The 15555-nt window shown below is 55.7% G+C and carries 12 protein-coding genes and 1 pseudogene; 3 read left to right on the forward strand and 10 right to left on the reverse strand.

Annotated features, from left to right (window positions below):
• Nucleotides 1-18 precede the first annotated feature (18 nt).
• Entirely contained in the window at nt 19-1377 is a 1359-nt protein-coding gene (locus tag KUIN1_RS25850; protein ID WP_002555767.1) for a glutamine synthetase family protein, read from the reverse strand.
• A gap of 594 nt (nt 1378-1971) precedes the next feature.
• On the opposite strand from KUIN1_RS25850, the gene KUIN1_RS25855 reads away from it, so the two are divergent.
• Together KUIN1_RS25855 and KUIN1_RS25865 are read left to right on the forward strand one after the other, a co-directional pair.
• Entirely contained in the window at nt 1972-3348 is a 1377-nt protein-coding gene (locus tag KUIN1_RS25855) for a glutamine synthetase family protein (protein WP_003413528.1), read from the forward strand.
• Between the two features lie 458 nt (nt 3349-3806).
• Nucleotides 3807-4451 (forward strand): TetR/AcrR family transcriptional regulator, encoded by a 645-nt coding sequence (locus KUIN1_RS25865; RefSeq protein WP_024642508.1) that lies wholly within the window; start codon nt 3807-3809, stop codon nt 4449-4451.
• 31 nt (nt 4452-4482) lie between these two features.
• Here the strand turns inward: KUIN1_RS25865 and KUIN1_RS25870 are convergent, their stop codons facing one another.
• Nucleotides 4483-5562 (reverse strand): RHS repeat-associated core domain-containing protein, encoded by a 1080-nt coding sequence (locus KUIN1_RS25870; RefSeq protein ID WP_116886443.1) that lies wholly within the window; start codon nt 5560-5562, stop codon nt 4483-4485.
• Between the two features lie 102 nt (nt 5563-5664).
• Between KUIN1_RS25870 and KUIN1_RS28200 the strand changes: the two are divergent.
• Nucleotides 5665-5748, forward strand: a pseudogene (locus KUIN1_RS28200) (TetR/AcrR family transcriptional regulator); the annotation flags it as partial.
• 42 nt (nt 5749-5790) lie between these two features.
• Here the strand turns inward: KUIN1_RS28200 and KUIN1_RS25880 are convergent.
• The 8 genes from KUIN1_RS25880 to KUIN1_RS25920 form a co-directional block, all read right to left on the reverse strand.
• On the reverse strand, nt 5791-6870 hold the full coding sequence (locus KUIN1_RS25880) for an RHS repeat-associated core domain-containing protein (protein ID WP_116886442.1): 1080 nt from the start codon (nt 6868-6870) through the stop codon (nt 5791-5793).
• A gap of 663 nt (nt 6871-7533) precedes the next feature.
• Nucleotides 7534-8841, reverse strand: coding sequence for a delta-60 repeat domain-containing protein (locus KUIN1_RS25885; protein WP_024650881.1), 1308 nt, complete (start codon nt 8839-8841; stop codon nt 7534-7536).
• Between the two features lie 367 nt (nt 8842-9208).
• Entirely contained in the window at nt 9209-9424 is a 216-nt protein-coding gene (locus tag KUIN1_RS25890; RefSeq protein ID WP_002555770.1) for a TOBE domain-containing protein, read from the reverse strand.
• Between the two features lie 26 nt (nt 9425-9450).
• Nucleotides 9451-10263: an aliphatic sulfonates ABC transporter ATP-binding protein gene (gene ssuB / locus KUIN1_RS25895; RefSeq protein WP_103754874.1), complete on the reverse strand. Its 813-nt coding sequence runs from the start codon at nt 10261-10263 to the stop codon at nt 9451-9453.
• Nucleotides 10260-11057 (reverse strand): aliphatic sulfonate ABC transporter permease SsuC, encoded by a 798-nt coding sequence (ssuC, locus tag KUIN1_RS25900; protein WP_004407339.1) that lies wholly within the window; start codon nt 11055-11057, stop codon nt 10260-10262. The genes ssuB and ssuC overlap by 4 nt, the downstream gene beginning before the upstream one ends.
• Before the next feature lie 28 nt (nt 11058-11085).
• Nucleotides 11086-12051, reverse strand: coding sequence for a sulfonate ABC transporter substrate-binding protein (locus KUIN1_RS25905; protein ID WP_103754873.1), 966 nt, complete (start codon nt 12049-12051; stop codon nt 11086-11088).
• 526 nt (nt 12052-12577) lie between these two features.
• Nucleotides 12578-13216 carry a peroxiredoxin gene (locus KUIN1_RS25915; protein WP_003318285.1) on the reverse strand — a complete coding sequence of 213 codons (639 nt, stop codon included), beginning with the start codon at nt 13214-13216 and terminating at the stop codon, nt 12578-12580.
• 169 nt (nt 13217-13385) lie between these two features.
• The gene (locus KUIN1_RS25920) at nt 13386-14747 is read right to left on the reverse strand and encodes an OprD family porin (RefSeq protein WP_024652461.1); all 1362 of its coding nucleotides are present in this window, start codon (nt 14745-14747) and stop codon (nt 13386-13388) included.
• Nucleotides 14748-15555: the final 808 nt, after the last annotated feature.

A 15555-nucleotide genomic window follows, 5' to 3' on the forward strand; every position in this document is an offset into this window, starting at 1 on the left:
CGGCGGCGCTCTGCGTGATCAGACGGCGAAAAGCAGGAATTCCCGCTCCCACGAACTGATCACGCGCTTGAAGTTTTCATGCTCGGCGCGCTTGACCGCGACGTAACCGATGATGAATTTCTTGCCCAGGTATTTTTCGATGGTCTTGCTGTTTTCCATGCGCTCCAACGCGTCTTCGATGGTCAACGGCAGACGCAGATTGCGCCGCTCGTAACCCCGTCCGACCACCGGTGCGCTCGGGTTGATGCCTTCGACCATGCCGATGAAGCCGCACAGCAGACTGGCGGCGATGGCCAGATAAGGGTTGGCATCGGCACCCGGCAGACGGTTTTCCACGCGACGGTTCTGCGGCACGGCATCCGGCACACGCAGGCCGACGGTGCGATTCTCTTCGCCCCACTCGACGTTCACCGGCGCCGAGGTGTCGGGCAGAAAGCGCCGGAACGAATTGACGTTGGGCGCGAACAGCGGCAACAGCTCGGGGATGAACTTCTGCAGACCACCGACGTGGTTCAGAAACAGCTCACTCATGGTCCCGTCTTCGTTGGAGAAGATATTCTTGCCGGTCTCGATGTCGATGATGCTCTGGTGCAAGTGCATGGCACTGCCTGGCTCGCCGGTCATCGGCTTGGCCATGAAGGTCGCCGCGACATCGTGCTTGAGGGCGGCTTCGCGCATGGTGCGCTTGAACACCAGAATCTGGTCAGCCAGCGACAGGGCATCACCGTGACGGAAGTTGATTTCCATCTGCGCCGTACCGTCCTCGTGGATCAGCGTATCCAGGTCCAGGTTCTGCAGTTCGCACCAGTCATAGACGTCTTCGAACAGCGGATCGAACTCGTTGGCCGCTTCGATCGAGAACGACTGACGGCCGGTTTCCGGACGCCCGGAGCGGCCGATCGGCGGCTGTAGCGGGTAGTCAGGGTCGTCGCTGCGCTTGGTCAGGTAAAACTCCATCTCCGGCGCCACGATGGGCTGCCAGCCCTGATCGGCGTAGAGCTTGAGGACCTTCTTCAGCACGTTGCGCGGCGACAGCTCGATGGGGTTGCCTTGCTTGTCGTAGGTGTCATGAATCACCTGCGCAGTGGGCTCGACCGCCCAGGGCACCAGATACACCGCGTTCTGGTCGGGACGGCAGATCATGTCGATGTCTGCCGGGTCCAGCAGCTCGTAGTAGATATCGTCCTCTACGTAGTCACCGGTCACCGTCTGCAACAGCACGCTTTCAGGCAGGCGCATGCCTTTTTCTGCGATGAACTTGTTGGTCGGCGAGATCTTGCCGCGCGTGATCCCGGTGAGGTCGGACATCATGCATTCGACTTCGGTAATCTTGTGTTCTTTCAACCAATCGGTGAGCTGGTCGAGGTTGGTACTCATAAATACCTCAGGGTTTTATTGTCCTGATCGTGATCAGGCGTTCCAGACGCATCGGCGTCATGATGTACAACTCGTTTCGGCAGACGCCGAATAGGGGTAAGGTGACAGCTGCGGGGCCGGATTTCCAGACGGCCGCGGTCACATTGACGACGCCGCTATACTGGTAGTGTCCAGCGTTGAGAGCAGGGCAGACTGGCTTCGATGGCCGTTCAGGGATGTCGCAATGCGTGGCAACCCAACACGAGCACCGATATCACAGGCATGATGAGCGCTGTACGGACTTGATAGTCGCGTGTCGACCAGGGAAAGGTGAAGCATTTGACCCCCGCTGTTGTTGCTCTACTGGGTTGCGATCGAGCTTAGCCTCGTTCATTTTTTTATACAACAGCCCGTTAAAAACAGTAGACAGGCCGCTTTAGCTCTTATTTAAGATCGGTAAAAAACGGAATAAAACGCCCTAAATAGCAGCAAAAAAGGCCATATGGCGCAGTTTTAGGGCAAAAAAAGGCTCTATTGACTTCATCATGGCTTTCGGATTGACTGAGATCCGCAATCATTGATGATTGATATTTTTAACAACAAAGGTGTTGCATCATGTCGGTACCCCCGCGTGCCGTTCAGCTTAACGAAGCGAACGCGTTCCTTAAGGAACATCCTGAGGTTCTGTACGTTGACCTTCTGATTGCAGATATGAATGGTGTGGTGCGTGGCAAACGCATCGAACGCACCAGCCTCCATAAGGTTTACGAGAAGGGCATCAACCTGCCTGCCTCTTTATTTGCTCTGGATATCAATGGCTCCACGGTGGAGAGCACCGGTCTGGGCCTGGACATCGGTGATGCTGACCGAATCTGTTATCCCATCCCCGACACCCTGTGCAACGAGCCATGGCAAAAGCGCCCTACCGCGCAATTGCTGATGACCATGCACGAACTCGAAGGCGATCCGTTTTTCGCCGACCCGCGTGAAGTATTGCGCCAGGTCGTCGCCAAATTCGACGAAATGGGCCTGACCATCTGCGCCGCGTTCGAGCTGGAGTTCTACCTGATCGATCAGGAGAACGTGAACGGTCGCCCACAACCGCCCCGCTCGCCGATCTCCGGCAAACGCCCGCATTCGACACAGGTCTACCTGATCGACGACCTCGACGAATACGTCGACTGCCTTCAGGACATCCTCGAAGGTGCGAAGGAACAAGGCATTCCTGCCGACGCCATCGTCAAGGAAAGCGCCCCGGCCCAGTTCGAAGTCAACCTGCATCACGTCGCCGACGCGATCAAGGCGTGCGATTACGCGGTATTGCTCAAGCGCCTGATCAAGAACATCGCCTACGATCACGAGATGGACACGACCTTCATGGCCAAGCCCTATCCGGGTCAGGCGGGTAATGGTCTGCACGTTCATATTTCGATTCTGGATCGCGACGGCAAGAACATCTTCACCAGCGAGGATCCCGAGCAGAACGCCGCATTGCGTCACGCAATCGGCGGTGTGCTCGAGACCCTGCCGGCACAAATGGCCTTCCTGTGCCCGAACGTCAACTCGTACCGCCGGTTCGGTGCGCAGTTCTATGTGCCCAACTCACCGACCTGGGGCCTGGATAACCGTACGGTCGCCGTTCGCGTACCGACCGGCACCGCCGATGCGGTACGTATCGAACACCGCGTTGCCGGCGCCGACGCCAACCCGTATCTGGTGATGGCTTCGGTCCTGGCGGGCGTGCACCACGGCCTGGTCAACAAGGTCGAGCCTGGCGCTCCGGTCGAAGGCAACTCCTACGAGCAACACGAACAAAGCCTGCCGAACAACCTGCGCGACGCATTGCGCGAGCTGGACGACAACCCGGTGATGGCCAAGTACATCGACCCGAAATACATCGACATTTTTGTCGCCTGTAAAGAGAGCGAGCTGGAAGAGTTCGAACACTCCATCTCCGACCTCGAGTACAACTGGTACCTGCATACGGTCTGATTGAGGCCGAGTAACACAAAACGCCGCAGGCTTTGAGCCTTGCGGCGTTTTGGTTTGGCGTGCATGCCCTCCCCCGGACACCTGTCGTTCCTCACGCTCCAGCGTGGGAGCGATAATCATATGGCCGCACGCTTATCGTTCCGCACGCTCCAGCGTGGGAATGCAGTTCGTGACGCTCCGCGTCACACAGTGGAGCGTTGACGCCTACTTCAGGCTGTACGAGTTGCGGCACTCTTAAAGCCCGAGTTTCATTTACGCACGCTATCTCGCCAGACTGAAGATTTGTGACGCAGAGCGTCACGAACTGCATGCCAACGCGGAGCATTGGCACGATAAACAGTTAGATTTGTGTATACCGACGAGCGTGGAGCGTGGGAGCAATAATCGTTTGGCGACGGCAGCGATTCATCCCGTCAGAATCCCTTACAATGCCTGCAGCCCAATCAAGAGCCACGCCCATGACACGCGCCGCCACTCCTCGCAAACCTCAAGCACGCAGCCAGGCCAGAATCGATTCGATTCTCGACGCCGCCCGCACGCTGCTTGCCGAACAAGGAGTGGCCAGCCTGTCGATTTACAGCGTTGCCGAGCGCGCCGGCATTCCGCCCTCGTCGGTGTACCACTTCTTCGCCAGCGTCCCCGCGCTGCTTGAAGCACTGACCGCCGACATCCACGCCGCCTTTCGCGCCTCGCTGCAGGCACCCATCGATCACGACCAGCTCACCACCTGGCGCGACCTGTCACGCATCGTCGAGCTGCGCATGCTGGCCATCTACAACGCCGACGCCGCCGCCCGCCAATTGATCCTCGCCCAGCACGGCCTGACCGAAATCAACCAGGCCGACCGCCAGCACGACATTGAACTGGGGCACTTGATGCTTGAAGTGTTTGACCGCCACTTCCAGCTGCCCGCGTTACCGGACGATGTAGACGTATTTGCGCTGGCCATGGAACTGGGGGATCGGGTGTATGCGCGGTCGGTGCAGTTGCATGACGAGATCACACCGCGCATGGCTGAGGAAGGGATGCGGGTGTTTGATGCGTATTTGGGGTTGTATTTGCCGGTGTTTTTGGTGAAGAGAAAAATATCACCACTGCAGTGACCGTTTGTAGAGACTGAGTGTAATACTGTTATTAACGCTGTTTACGTATAGCCTTACGGTGCTTTCTAGACATACCAGCTGCATATACTTTAAAAGCATTAATATCTCTCAACAGGATAGCTTTATAAAACTGCGACGGGCCAGCCTCTATAAAATTCCCGGTATCTACAGCCCGATTGGATTTATAAAAAAGTATGGTATTTTCTACGTCCAGCAGTCTTTTAAGGTGCCGCTCCAAATAGATTTTGGCCACTTCAAAGTCCGTAGGCACCGCCGTGCTCACTGGATGATGAAACTCCTCAGCCTTCTTCACCCTATACTCCCAGGTCATGGCTGGAGTGGTCATCGCCGGCCTACCTTTATCAGGAGCTTGCAGAGTTGAGGTCGTCGAGGGTGGAGGAGATGAGGCAGCGCTCGTTGATGCCAGGGGTGATATAGGTAAAGGCTTGCCTTCCCGTGAAGGAGGCGCTTCTGAGCGTTTGCCAAGCACCCTCAACAAACGGGTAGATATTCGATCTTTCCGGCTAGGTGATTTCAAGCGTGCGTTTTCTAGTGCCCGTCTGAGTAGCCTGTTATACGGCGCATGCCCTGACGGATCCACAAACCCAATCGGATCACCCCCACAATACCCATACGCATTCAACCCGCCCTCATCAAACGGACTCAAACTGTCCGGGCTGTTGAACCGCATCAACACCGGGTTATAAGCCCGATACCCATTCCCCAGCAGGTAATGCCCAGTCACCGGATCGCGTCGTTCGCCGTTAAACCCCAGCAAACTGGTCAAGCCACTTTCAGCCGGATGGTGACCGTAGGGGCTGTAAGCCACAGGCTCAATCCCGGCCTCATCCACAAGCCGCAGGACAGAACGTTGCTGATCCGTCGCAAGCAGCGTCGTGTCCACCACACCATCAACATGCCGCTGCTGAGCCAATAACAGGTCTTCATGCTGAAAGACCGTGCGTCGTGATGCACCCTCTATTTCGGTCGCCAGGCGGTTCTTTTGATAGAAGCGCTGCACATCCGCCCGCCCAACCGGCGAGCTGGAGGCCAGACGGTCCAGCGCGTCGTAGCGATACGTGCACAGCATTATCGGGTCGAGAGAGGCCATGGCAGTTGTTCACATAGAACCAGCCGTCAGCATCCGGCAAAACCGATACGCCGCCTACCTCGCATAAATGCTAGGTAAACGCTCGGCTTCGAGCCTGAAAGCATCATGCTTGAGGTTTTTGATCTCCACATCCAGCGCTCTGTACTGCCGGATGATGTAGGCGTATTTGCGCTGGCGATGGGATTGTATTTGCCATTTTTTTAGTGAAGCGGACCTGAGACAGCGATATTATTTATCTTTAGGCGGATCCCGAACGTACTCACCGAATTTTTCGATATATTTTTTACGGTATGCATTAAAATTAGTTTCTGCGTTAACAAGCTTCGCTCCAAAAAGCTCTCGCGACTGGGATGGATTAATTATACTATGCTTAACTCTCTCAGGGTTTTCCGTGTAATGTTTTATTAGATACTCAGCGTCTCTTACGCGCCCCTCAAACCTTTCATACCGTCTCTTTGCGGAACTCTCATCAATAGGCAATCTAGTCGAAAGTTCATTAATTAAATTTTTCCTTTTTAGTTCCAACATCCTACGCTGCTCAGTCAGCCTGCGCCTCGAAACAGATTTAGCCGACGAAGTAGACGTAGAGGCGGACGCGGACGGTAGCTTACTTGCCTTTTTAGATACCAAGGATGGTACAGCCGCAGGAGTATGTTTGCCCCCTAAAACACGCGCAGCAGGGCTGACGCCTTGCAGAGCGCGCTGTGCAATAAGAGTAGCTGCTTGCGGACCGAACTTTTCAATCATGTCTGCCGCCTGTATGAGAATTGAAAATGGCATATGCCCCGACGGATCCACAACTCCCACCGGATCCCCTCCACAATACCCATACGCATTCAACCCGCCCTCATCAAACGGACTCAAACTGTCCGGGCTGTTGAACCGCATCAACACCGGGTTGTAAGCCCGGTACCCATTCCCCAACAGATAATGCCCGGTCACAGGATCTCGCCGCTCGCCATTGAACCCCAGCAGGCTGGTCAGTCCGCTTTCCGCCGGGTGATGACCATAGGCGCTGTACGCCACTGGCTCAACCCCGAACTTATCCACAAGCCGCAGGACAGAACGTTGCTGATCCGTCGCCAACAACGTGGTTTCGATCGCACCCTCAACACGCCGCTGCTGAGCCAATAACAGGTCTTCATGCTGAAAGACCGTGCGTCGTGATGCACCCTCTATTTCGGTCGCCAGGCGGTTCTTTTGATAGAAGCGCTGCACATCCGCCTGCCCTGCCGGCGAGCTGGAAGCCAGACGGTCCAGCGGGTCGTAGCGATACTTGCACAGCACTGTCTGGTTGGGGGAAGTCATGGCAGCTTCTTCAAATAGAACCAGCCGTCAGCATCCGGCAAAACCGATACGCCGCCTACCTCGCATAACTGCTAGGTAAGCGTTCGACTTCGATTCTGAAAGCATCATGCTTGAGGTCTATGATCGCCACTTCAAGCTGACTGCGCTGCCGGACGATGCTTCGCTTGTCCACGATCTGCCGGGAACCGGCAGTAAAATCGTTGCATATGGTGTATCAGACATAACCAAAGCGGGCTGTTTTAGAGCCGCTTCGCAACCCATCGCGGACAAGTCCGCTCTCACAAAAGCCCTATTTTCTGAGCTTATCAGAACTTGTGTATAACGCTGAGCGCTCCAGCCAGGGAATGCCTTGCGTGACGCGAAGCCCTGTTGCTGTGAAGCTGCTCGCCAGAGATGCCTCGCTAAACCCAATGCTCATTTTGCTAGGTGGGGCTTGTGGCGCGCATACGTTAGAGCGAGGCTTACCCGCGAAGATTTTATGCGTTCGTCGAGACCTTCGTGGAATCCAGAGCTTCTCAGTGACCAAGCCTCAATTCAACAAAGCGCGTCGCTCGAATTGGACCGACCGCCACCTTTGACTACAAACAACAACTCCGAAGGGCTTGCGCGCTTCGGGGCGGCGGATGACGCATTCACGTTAGAATAGACGACCTAGCAGTAACCCTAACTGGCTAACTGCATGACAAAGCCAGTCATTGAAGACAGGTTATTGTCAGGACCACCATCCCCTGCCAGCAAGATTTTCTGATCCTTATCAATACTAATACTATTAAGGTAACTTACCACATTGCCAAACGGGCTGAACTGCACCCACCCTCTCCCCGCAAAACTCAAGTCGAGCTCCCCAGTCTGTAAGTATCGAATGACGAATACGTCCCGTCTATATGTCGGGTTCCTTGCGGTTAAACCGCCACCCACCAGGATTTTCCCATCCGCTTGCAACACGACGCCCCCGAATATGAAATCCACCTCACGTGGCGCCAGCTCAAACATTACTGGCTTACCGTTATTAAAGGACTGAGCCAGCTTGCCTGTACTGTCCACCGCGACCAGAAGACCGTAGGTGAGCGTAGGGTTGATAGCGGACAAATATCCACTCACTATAAATCCGCCACCTGGCAATACTGCAATATGATTAAATTCCAGCTGGAGAATTTCTTCATCGGTGTAGCCAAAGTGCTCAGGACCGAATATTGCAAATCCGCCCTCACCAAATTGCACGTTCAAGGAACCATCTTCTTTATAGCAACTTACGAACACTGCCCCCCTGAGCCTGCCCGTAACCGCTATACCGCCATCCGGGGTGGGGACAACGCCCGACACCACTGCGTCATACGTTGTGTAGGTAATGGGTAGCGTTCCAGTCTCGTTGAATCCAGCATCCAGTTCGCCGTTACCCAGACAACGTATCACTGCATCCGGAGAAGAGGTTCGGCCTCCAATCAAACCGTAGATTCTTCCATCCATCCCCGGCGCTATAGTGCCTCTAGCGCCAGCAACGTCTTTCCCGCTGGGAGCGCTCTTATCGTCCGAGTCAACATCGTCAAGCTGCCCGCTGCGTTGAGTAATACCTACCGCCCAATAGGAATGGACAATTATCCCGTCAGTTCCAAAGTCTGGATCAAGCGTACCGTCCGTTTTAAAACACACCAGCCCCAACTCATTGTCATTACACAGAGCGGCAACAACTCCTCCGTCTTTCCGCACCACCAGCCCCGGCTCGAGCCCATCAAATGCCATCTCCACGCTCTCCGTCCTGTAACCGTCCGGAGCGAAGCTCAGATCAGGGGTGCCGTCGTTGGATAACCTGGAAAGAAATACTCTGCTGCTACTGTGTTCCAGGTCTGTCAAATAACGCATACCCGAATCAAGCGCCAATATTTTTGTCTGGTGACCCATATCACGAGGCGCTCGGAACGGTGCCTGGAACTCATACTCGATCCCGCCCGCTTTACTTGTACTTTTCATCATTAAAACTCCATCCATAGAAGTGCGCTAACCGAACAACATGCATGAAAAAAAGCCGCACTGCCTCACCTGATCAGCAAGTACTCACGGCCGATTTCAGCTTGACATAGCACGGCATCGCTATGTTCACCTAACGTGCCAGTAACCTGTCAAATCTGAATTGAGATTAATCAGCATGATCACCGCGATACAGCATCCTTATCGTTCAGTGTATATATAGGCTGTGCTTGCAAAAAACTTCACAGACAACAACAGGCTATCCCTGTCTTTCTGTTCTGCCTAGCTGTCAGACATGACAGCAGGCTTATTGCCACTTTCACGCAAAAACCCCGAAGGGCTTGCGCGCTTCGGGGTTGCATTCACGCATCGTTTACAGCTTGGCGATGGAAACCTCAGTCGACTTCACGAAGGCGATGACTTCGCTGCCGACGACCAGCTCCAGCTCCTTGACCGAGCGGGTGGTGATGACCGAGGTCACGACGCCCGATGCGGTCTGTACGTCGATTTCCGACAGTACATCGCCGTGGACGATTTCCTTGATGGTGCCTTTGAACTGGTTGCGAACGTTGATGGCTTTGATAGTCATGGCATGTCTTCCTTTGGGGATCAGGGTTAATTTGCCCAGCGTAATTGCGTGGGCAGTGGCGAAAACGGTTCCGGGTCAGGTGGCGAACCCGGCAGGGCCAGCACGCGGTTGAGCACTTCGGCCTCCAGCGCCGCAAGGCGATGCGAACCACGAACACGCGGGCGTGGCAGGTCGACCAGCAGATCAAGGCCGATCTGCCCTTCTTCGATAAGGATCACACGTTCGGCAATGGCCACGGCCTCGCTGACGTCATGGGTCACCAGCAGCACCGTGAAACCATACTGGCCCCACAGTTTTTCGATCAGTTGCTGCATTTCGATCCGGGTCAGGGCGTCCAGCGCACCCAACGGCTCGTCGAGCAACAGCAGGCGTGGCTTGTGAATCAGCGCGCGGGCTAGGGCAACGCGCTGCTTCTGACCACCGGACAATGCGGCAGGCCACTCGTTGGCGCGCTCGGCAAGGCCGACGGCTTCAAGCGCTTCTAGGGCCTGCGCCCGCCAGTCGCCGCTCAGGCCTAGGCCGACGTTGTCGATGATCTTTTTCCAGGGCAGCAAGCGCGCTTCCTGGAACATCAAGCGCGTATCTTCGCGGGCATCGTCCAGTGGCGCAGAGCCGGCGAGCAGCTGGCCTTGCGTCGGTTTGTCGAGACCGGCGAGCAGGCGCAACAGGGTGCTTTTGCCACAACCGCTGCGGCCGACGATGGCGACGAACTGACCGGCCGGAATGTGCAGGTCGATGTCCTTGAGCACTTCACGGGCGCCGAACGCTTTTTTCAGTTTGCGTACCGCCAGCGGGATGCCACGCAGCAAGTGTGGAGGTTGCTGTTTCAGACTGGTCATGCGGCACCGCCTTTGCTCGTTTGATAGGCCGGGTGCCAGCGCAGGCAGACACGTTCCAGGCCTCGCGCCGCCAGATCGGCCAGCTTGCCGAGTACGGCGTACAACACAATGGCCAGCACCACGACGTCGGTTTGCAGAAATTCCCGCGCATTCATCGCCAGGTAGCCGATGCCGGAGCTGGCGGAAATGGTTTCCGCGACGATCAGCGTCAGCCACATGAAGCCCAGCGCAAAGCGCACCCCTACCAGAATAGAAGGCATGGCGCCCGGCAGGATCACATGACGAAACAGGCTGAAACCTGACAGGCCATAGCTGCGGGACATTTCTACCAGCGCCGGATCGATGTTGCGGATGCCGTGGTAGGTGTTCAGGTAAATCGGGAACAGGGTGCCCAGTGCAACGAGGAATATCTTGGCGGTCTCGTCGATGCCGAACCACAGGATGACCAGCGGGATCAGCGCCAGGTGCGGCACGTTGCGGATCATCTGCACCGAGCTGTCCAGCAAACGCTCACCCCATTTGCTCAGGCCGGTAATGAAGCCCAGCGCCAGACCGATGCCGCCGCCGATGGCGAAACCGATCCCGGCGCGCCAGCCGCTGATTGCCAGATGGGTCCAGATTTCGCCGCTGGCGACCAGGTTTATGCCGGCTTCGATGACCGCGCTGGGGGCGGGCAGAATGCGTGTGGATAACCAACCGGCGCTGACCGACAGCTGCCAGACTGCCAGCAACAGGACTGGAAGTGCCCAAGGCGCCAGTCGGTGAACGATGCGTTGCGAAGCACTGAGGCTCATGGAGTTGTCTCCTCGAAGGGCCTGACGATCACTGTGCTTGAGCAACAGCAGCAGGAGGTGTCCAGACCACGTCAGCAATGCTGAGCGGCTTTGGAATCAGCTTGAGCTGGTAGAAGGTGTCGGCGATTTTCTGCTGTGCCGCCACCACCGTCGGGGTAAGGAACTGCGCGCCGTAGCCCTGACGCTTCACCGAAGTCAGGGTGATGTCGGCAGGCAGCCCCAGCAACGGTGCGACCTGTCGGGTCACTTCATCGGGGTTGGCCTTGGACCATTCCCCCACCGCACGGACCTCCTCGACCAGGGCCTGAATGACCTTGGGGTTTTTCTGTGCGTATGGCTTGGTGGCGAGATAGAACTGATGGTTATCGACAATGCCGGTGCCATCTTTCAAGGTGCGCGCCTGCAATTGCTTTTCAGCAGCGGCCTGGTACGGGTCCCAAATGACCCAGGCGTCCACGCTGCCACGCTCGAAAGCCGCACGCGCATCGGCCGGAGGCAGGAAGACGGTCTGGATATCGGTGTATTTCAGGCCGGCATCTTCCAGTGCCTTGACCAGCAGGTAATGGACGTTCGAGCCCTTATTGAGGACGACTTTCTTGCCCTTCAGGTCCTTGACCGAGGTAATCGGCGAGTCTTTGGGGACCAGAATGGCTTCACTGGTCGGTGCTGGCGGCTCGTAGGCCACATACAGCAGGTCCGCGCCCGCGGCCTGAGCGAAGACCGGCGGCGTTTCGCCGGTGACGCCGAAATCGATGGAGCCTACGTTCAGGCCTTCAAGCAGCTGAGGACCACCAGGGAACTCGGTCCACTGGACTTTCACGCCCTGCTCGGCCAGGCGCTTCTCCAGCGAGCCCTTGGCCTTGAGCAGCACCAGCGTGCCGTACTTCTGGTAACCGATGCGCAGATCTTCCGCCTGGGCCTGAGTGACCGCACCAAGAGCGACCGCAGCAGCAAACAGCGCAACAAGGCCTCGACGCAAAATGACAGTGCGCATATGCGCTCCTTTACCTATTTGGGGTGATCCCCTGCTCGACCGGTTACGAAGGAGCAAGGTGGGAATAGGCACGACATTAACAGCCCTTTTTTATATCTATAAATCTTATTTATTCATTTAGTTATTCCATAAATGAATATATAAAAGTGTTCGTGCTTGTACGTTGGCAACCTGTGACGCGGAGCGTCACGACAGGCATTCCCACGCTGGAGCGTGAGGAACGATAGCCCTGTAACTATCGTACCCATGCTCCGCGTGGGTATGCCCGTTCTGGACGCTCCGCGTCCGATCCTGATTCTGCAGCGCGACGAAGATTTGTGACGCAGAGCGTCACGACAGGCATTCCCACGCTGGAGCGTGAGGAACGATAGCCCTGTAACTATCGTGCCCATGCTCCGCGTGGGTATGCCGTTCTGGACGCTCCGCGTCCGCGCTTGATGGAGCGACTTAGCAGGTGGCTATGAGGAAGGAATAAAAAAGGGCCGATACATCGGCCCGAATAACCCCACGCTTGGTAGATCGAAAATCAGCGGTTTGGCTGTGGTGTCAGGCGCAGATAAGGGGTGACTGCCTTGTAGCCCTTGGGAAAGCGCTGCTTGATCTCGGCTTCGTCCTTGATCGACGGCACGATCACTACGTCATCACCGTCCACCCAGTTGGCGGGCGTGGCAACCTTGTAGTTGTCGGTCAATTGCAGGGAGTCGATAACGCGCAGAATCTCGTGGAAGTTACGCCCGGTGCTGGCCGGATAGGTAATGGTCAGACGCACCTTCTTGTTCGGATCGATCACGAACAGCGAGCGCACAGTCAGTGTGTCGTTGGCATTAGGGTGAATCAGGTCGTACAGGTCGGAAACCTTGCGGTCGGCATCGGCCAGAATCGGGAAGTTGACCAGGGTGTTTTGCGTGGTGTTGATGTCATCGATCCACTTGATGTGCGAATCGACCGGGTCCACCGACAGCGCAATGGCTTTCACGCCACGCTTGGCGAACTCGTCTTTCAATTTGGCAGTGAAGCCCAGCTCTGTGGTGCACACCGGCGTGAAGTCAGCCGGATGAGAAAACAACACACCCCAGCTGTCGCCGAGCCATTCATGAAAACGTATACGCCCCTCACTGGATTCCTGTTCGAAATCAGGGGCGATGTCGCCAAGTCGCAGTGTCATGGTGTTGCTCCTTGTCTGTATCGGGTAGGCCTTGGTATAGCACTACTGTGCGCCCTGTCGAGAGAAGTTAAAAAGAATAAATAATGCGCCCAATAGACCTGTCAGGAATATCAAAAAACAGGCAAAAGAAACCCCGCACGGGGCGGGGTTCCTTTGAGCCTCAATACACTTACATGAAGTTGTAGGTGTAGTTGAAGATCAGACGGGTTTGATCAGCATCAACAGCGCCGTTGAGGCCATCATCAGCACGGTAGTTACCGCGACGCAATGAAGTACCCAAGCCTTTCAAAGGACCGCTCTGCACCACGTAGTCAACGCGCATGTCGCGTTCCCACTCAGAATACTCGTTACCGAACGCAGTGGTACCACGTGCGCCTTTGATGTCATCACCGTAGAGGTAAGCAAGGGATGCTTTAAGCCCTGGGACACCAACCTTGGCAAAGTCATACGAGTACTGACCGAACGTGGTGTTTTCACCAGCACGGTTGAAGCCGTTGATCATCGAGTCAGTAAACAGGTAGAAGCTCGAACCGCCGTTGCCTTCAGCACTAGAAGTGCTGGTGCCGTTCTTGGTAACGCTGCCCTGGCCCAGATAAACCATACCGCCGTCATCGCTAACCTGCTGACGACCGATCATCAACGCATGGCCACCCAACGAGTAGGTGAACATCGCCGACCAGGTGGTGTTATCGACTTCGCCGGGTTTCTTGGCATAGCCGCTGTTGTTGTTAAAACGATAGCCGGCCGCTGCATCGCTGTTTTTGCCGTCAGAGCTGCTATTGAAGTAACGCAGGTCAGTTTTGAACGACTGGTTGTCGCTGATCGGGTAGACATGAACCAGGCCCAGGAAGTGTTGCTTGTAGAAGTCTTCCAGGTTGGCGTAGTAGTACTGCAAGGTCAGATCTTTGGTTACTTTCCAATCTGCACCAGCGAAACGGAACTGATCGCTGCCTTCAGTAGCACCAGCAACGGACAGGTCAGTCCAGTTGCTCGATGCACGGCCGATGGACTTGTTCAACTGACCAGCAGTGAAGGTAACGTTGTCCAGTTCCTTGGACGTCAGGATGCCGCCCTGGAAAGCCTGAGGCAAAAGACGACCGTCGTTGCTGACCAGAATTGGCAGGTTAGGTGCCAGTGCGTTACCGACTTTCAGCTCGGTTTTCGAGAAGCGTACTTTGCCGTTGGCGCCCAGACGGCTCCACTCGTCAACTGAAGAACCGTCGCTGTCAGAAGGCGAAATGGCGCCGTTCAATGCATGATGGCCACGGCCACCATCAAGGTGAACGCCCACCAGACCTTGCAGGTCCAGACCAAAACCAACAGTGCCCTGAGTAAAGCCAGACAGGTAGTCAAACTTCAAACCAGTGGCAGTCTCACGATTGTTGGCCGAGCCAGGCTCACGCTGGTCGTTGTCAAAATACAGGGTACGAGAACTGACGGACGCTTTACTGTCTTCCAGGAAACCAGCTGCGCTGGCCTGCTGAGCCAATACACCAACGGTGACGGCCAAAGCCAGGGTGGACTTCTTCATTACTACGCTCCTCGTGAATCTAATTTTTTATATCCATGGTGCCGGGCTTGGCCCTGACCCACGGATTAGCGATAGGCGACAGTCCCGATCCGAGATCAATGGATTCTGTTCGCCCTGACTTTTGACTAGACCGCTTTGGTCGATGGCAACACGTCGGTGCAATGCTTTTATGCGCTGAAGAAACCGTTGCTGGAATCTTGAGAACATCCAGTCATTTGTCACAACTCGTGTCAGCAAAGACGTCACGGAGTGTATCGACCTGACTACCCATTTCCCAAAACTTATTTTGGTACCGTTCGTCAGATCTATCGTTTTCGTGCCCCCGACCGGAAAAATGCACCTTCACCGGCCTCGATCCCCGCCAGCAGAGTGCTGATGCAAAACTGGCGAAAGCCTTGTATTACGGGAACTTCGGGGAGATTAGTCAGTTAATGTGACAGTTGTCATCACTTTGACGGCGCACCGTGTTCAAGCACAAAAAATTTTTTTCACTTTGCTTTTTTGGGCCATTTTCAAGCATTTTTCGGCCTTCAGAGCCGTCCCTCACTGTAGTCCATGTGAACAAAAAGGCAATTCTGGTGTCGGGCGCCATGGCAGCCAGCCGATTGGCCAATGCGCAAACGGCTCATTTGTGCACGTGAGGGGCGAAGATCCATCATCGAGTTCGGATGGACGAGTGCATCAGTATGGGTTTCTGCACGCTAGTGGTGCGCAAATTGAGTGCGCTTCTGGAAAACCGGAAGGCTGGAACGTGTACTGCGTTATCAAGGAGGAACGACGCGGCACTACGACTCCGCTCTATAGCCAA

Origin of the sequence: Pseudomonas sp. KUIN-1 (assembly GCF_009176725.1) — a bacterium.
GTDB classification, from domain to species: domain Bacteria; phylum Pseudomonadota; class Gammaproteobacteria; order Pseudomonadales; family Pseudomonadaceae; genus Aquipseudomonas; species Aquipseudomonas fragariae.

Bases quoted from the DNA above. Each gene is read 5' to 3' on its own strand.
- KUIN1_RS25850 (WP_002555767.1), bottom strand. From the start codon at position 1,377: ATGAGTACCAACCTCGACCAGCTCACCGATTGGTTGAAAGAACACAAG.
- KUIN1_RS25855 (WP_003413528.1), top strand. From the start codon at position 1,972: ATGTCGGTACCCCCGCGTGCCGTTCAGCTTAACGAAGCGAACGCGTTC.
- KUIN1_RS25865 (WP_024642508.1), top strand. From the start codon at position 3,807: ATGACACGCGCCGCCACTCCTCGCAAACCTCAAGCACGCAGCCAGGCC.
- KUIN1_RS25870 (WP_116886443.1), bottom strand. From the start codon at position 5,562: ATGGCCTCTCTCGACCCGATAATGCTGTGCACGTATCGCTACGACGCG.
- KUIN1_RS25880 (WP_116886442.1), bottom strand. From the start codon at position 6,870: ATGACTTCCCCCAACCAGACAGTGCTGTGCAAGTATCGCTACGACCCG.
- KUIN1_RS25885 (WP_024650881.1), bottom strand. From the start codon at position 8,841: ATGATGAAAAGTACAAGTAAAGCGGGCGGGATCGAGTATGAGTTCCAG.
- KUIN1_RS25890 (WP_002555770.1), bottom strand. From the start codon at position 9,424: ATGACTATCAAAGCCATCAACGTTCGCAACCAGTTCAAAGGCACCATC.
- ssuB (WP_103754874.1), bottom strand. From the start codon at position 10,263: ATGACCAGTCTGAAACAGCAACCTCCACACTTGCTGCGTGGCATCCCG.
- ssuC (WP_004407339.1), bottom strand. From the start codon at position 11,057: ATGAGCCTCAGTGCTTCGCAACGCATCGTTCACCGACTGGCGCCTTGG.
- KUIN1_RS25905 (WP_103754873.1), bottom strand. From the start codon at position 12,051: ATGCGCACTGTCATTTTGCGTCGAGGCCTTGTTGCGCTGTTTGCTGCT.
- KUIN1_RS25915 (WP_003318285.1), bottom strand. From the start codon at position 13,216: ATGACACTGCGACTTGGCGACATCGCCCCTGATTTCGAACAGGAATCC.
- KUIN1_RS25920 (WP_024652461.1), bottom strand. From the start codon at position 14,747: ATGAAGAAGTCCACCCTGGCTTTGGCCGTCACCGTTGGTGTATTGGCT.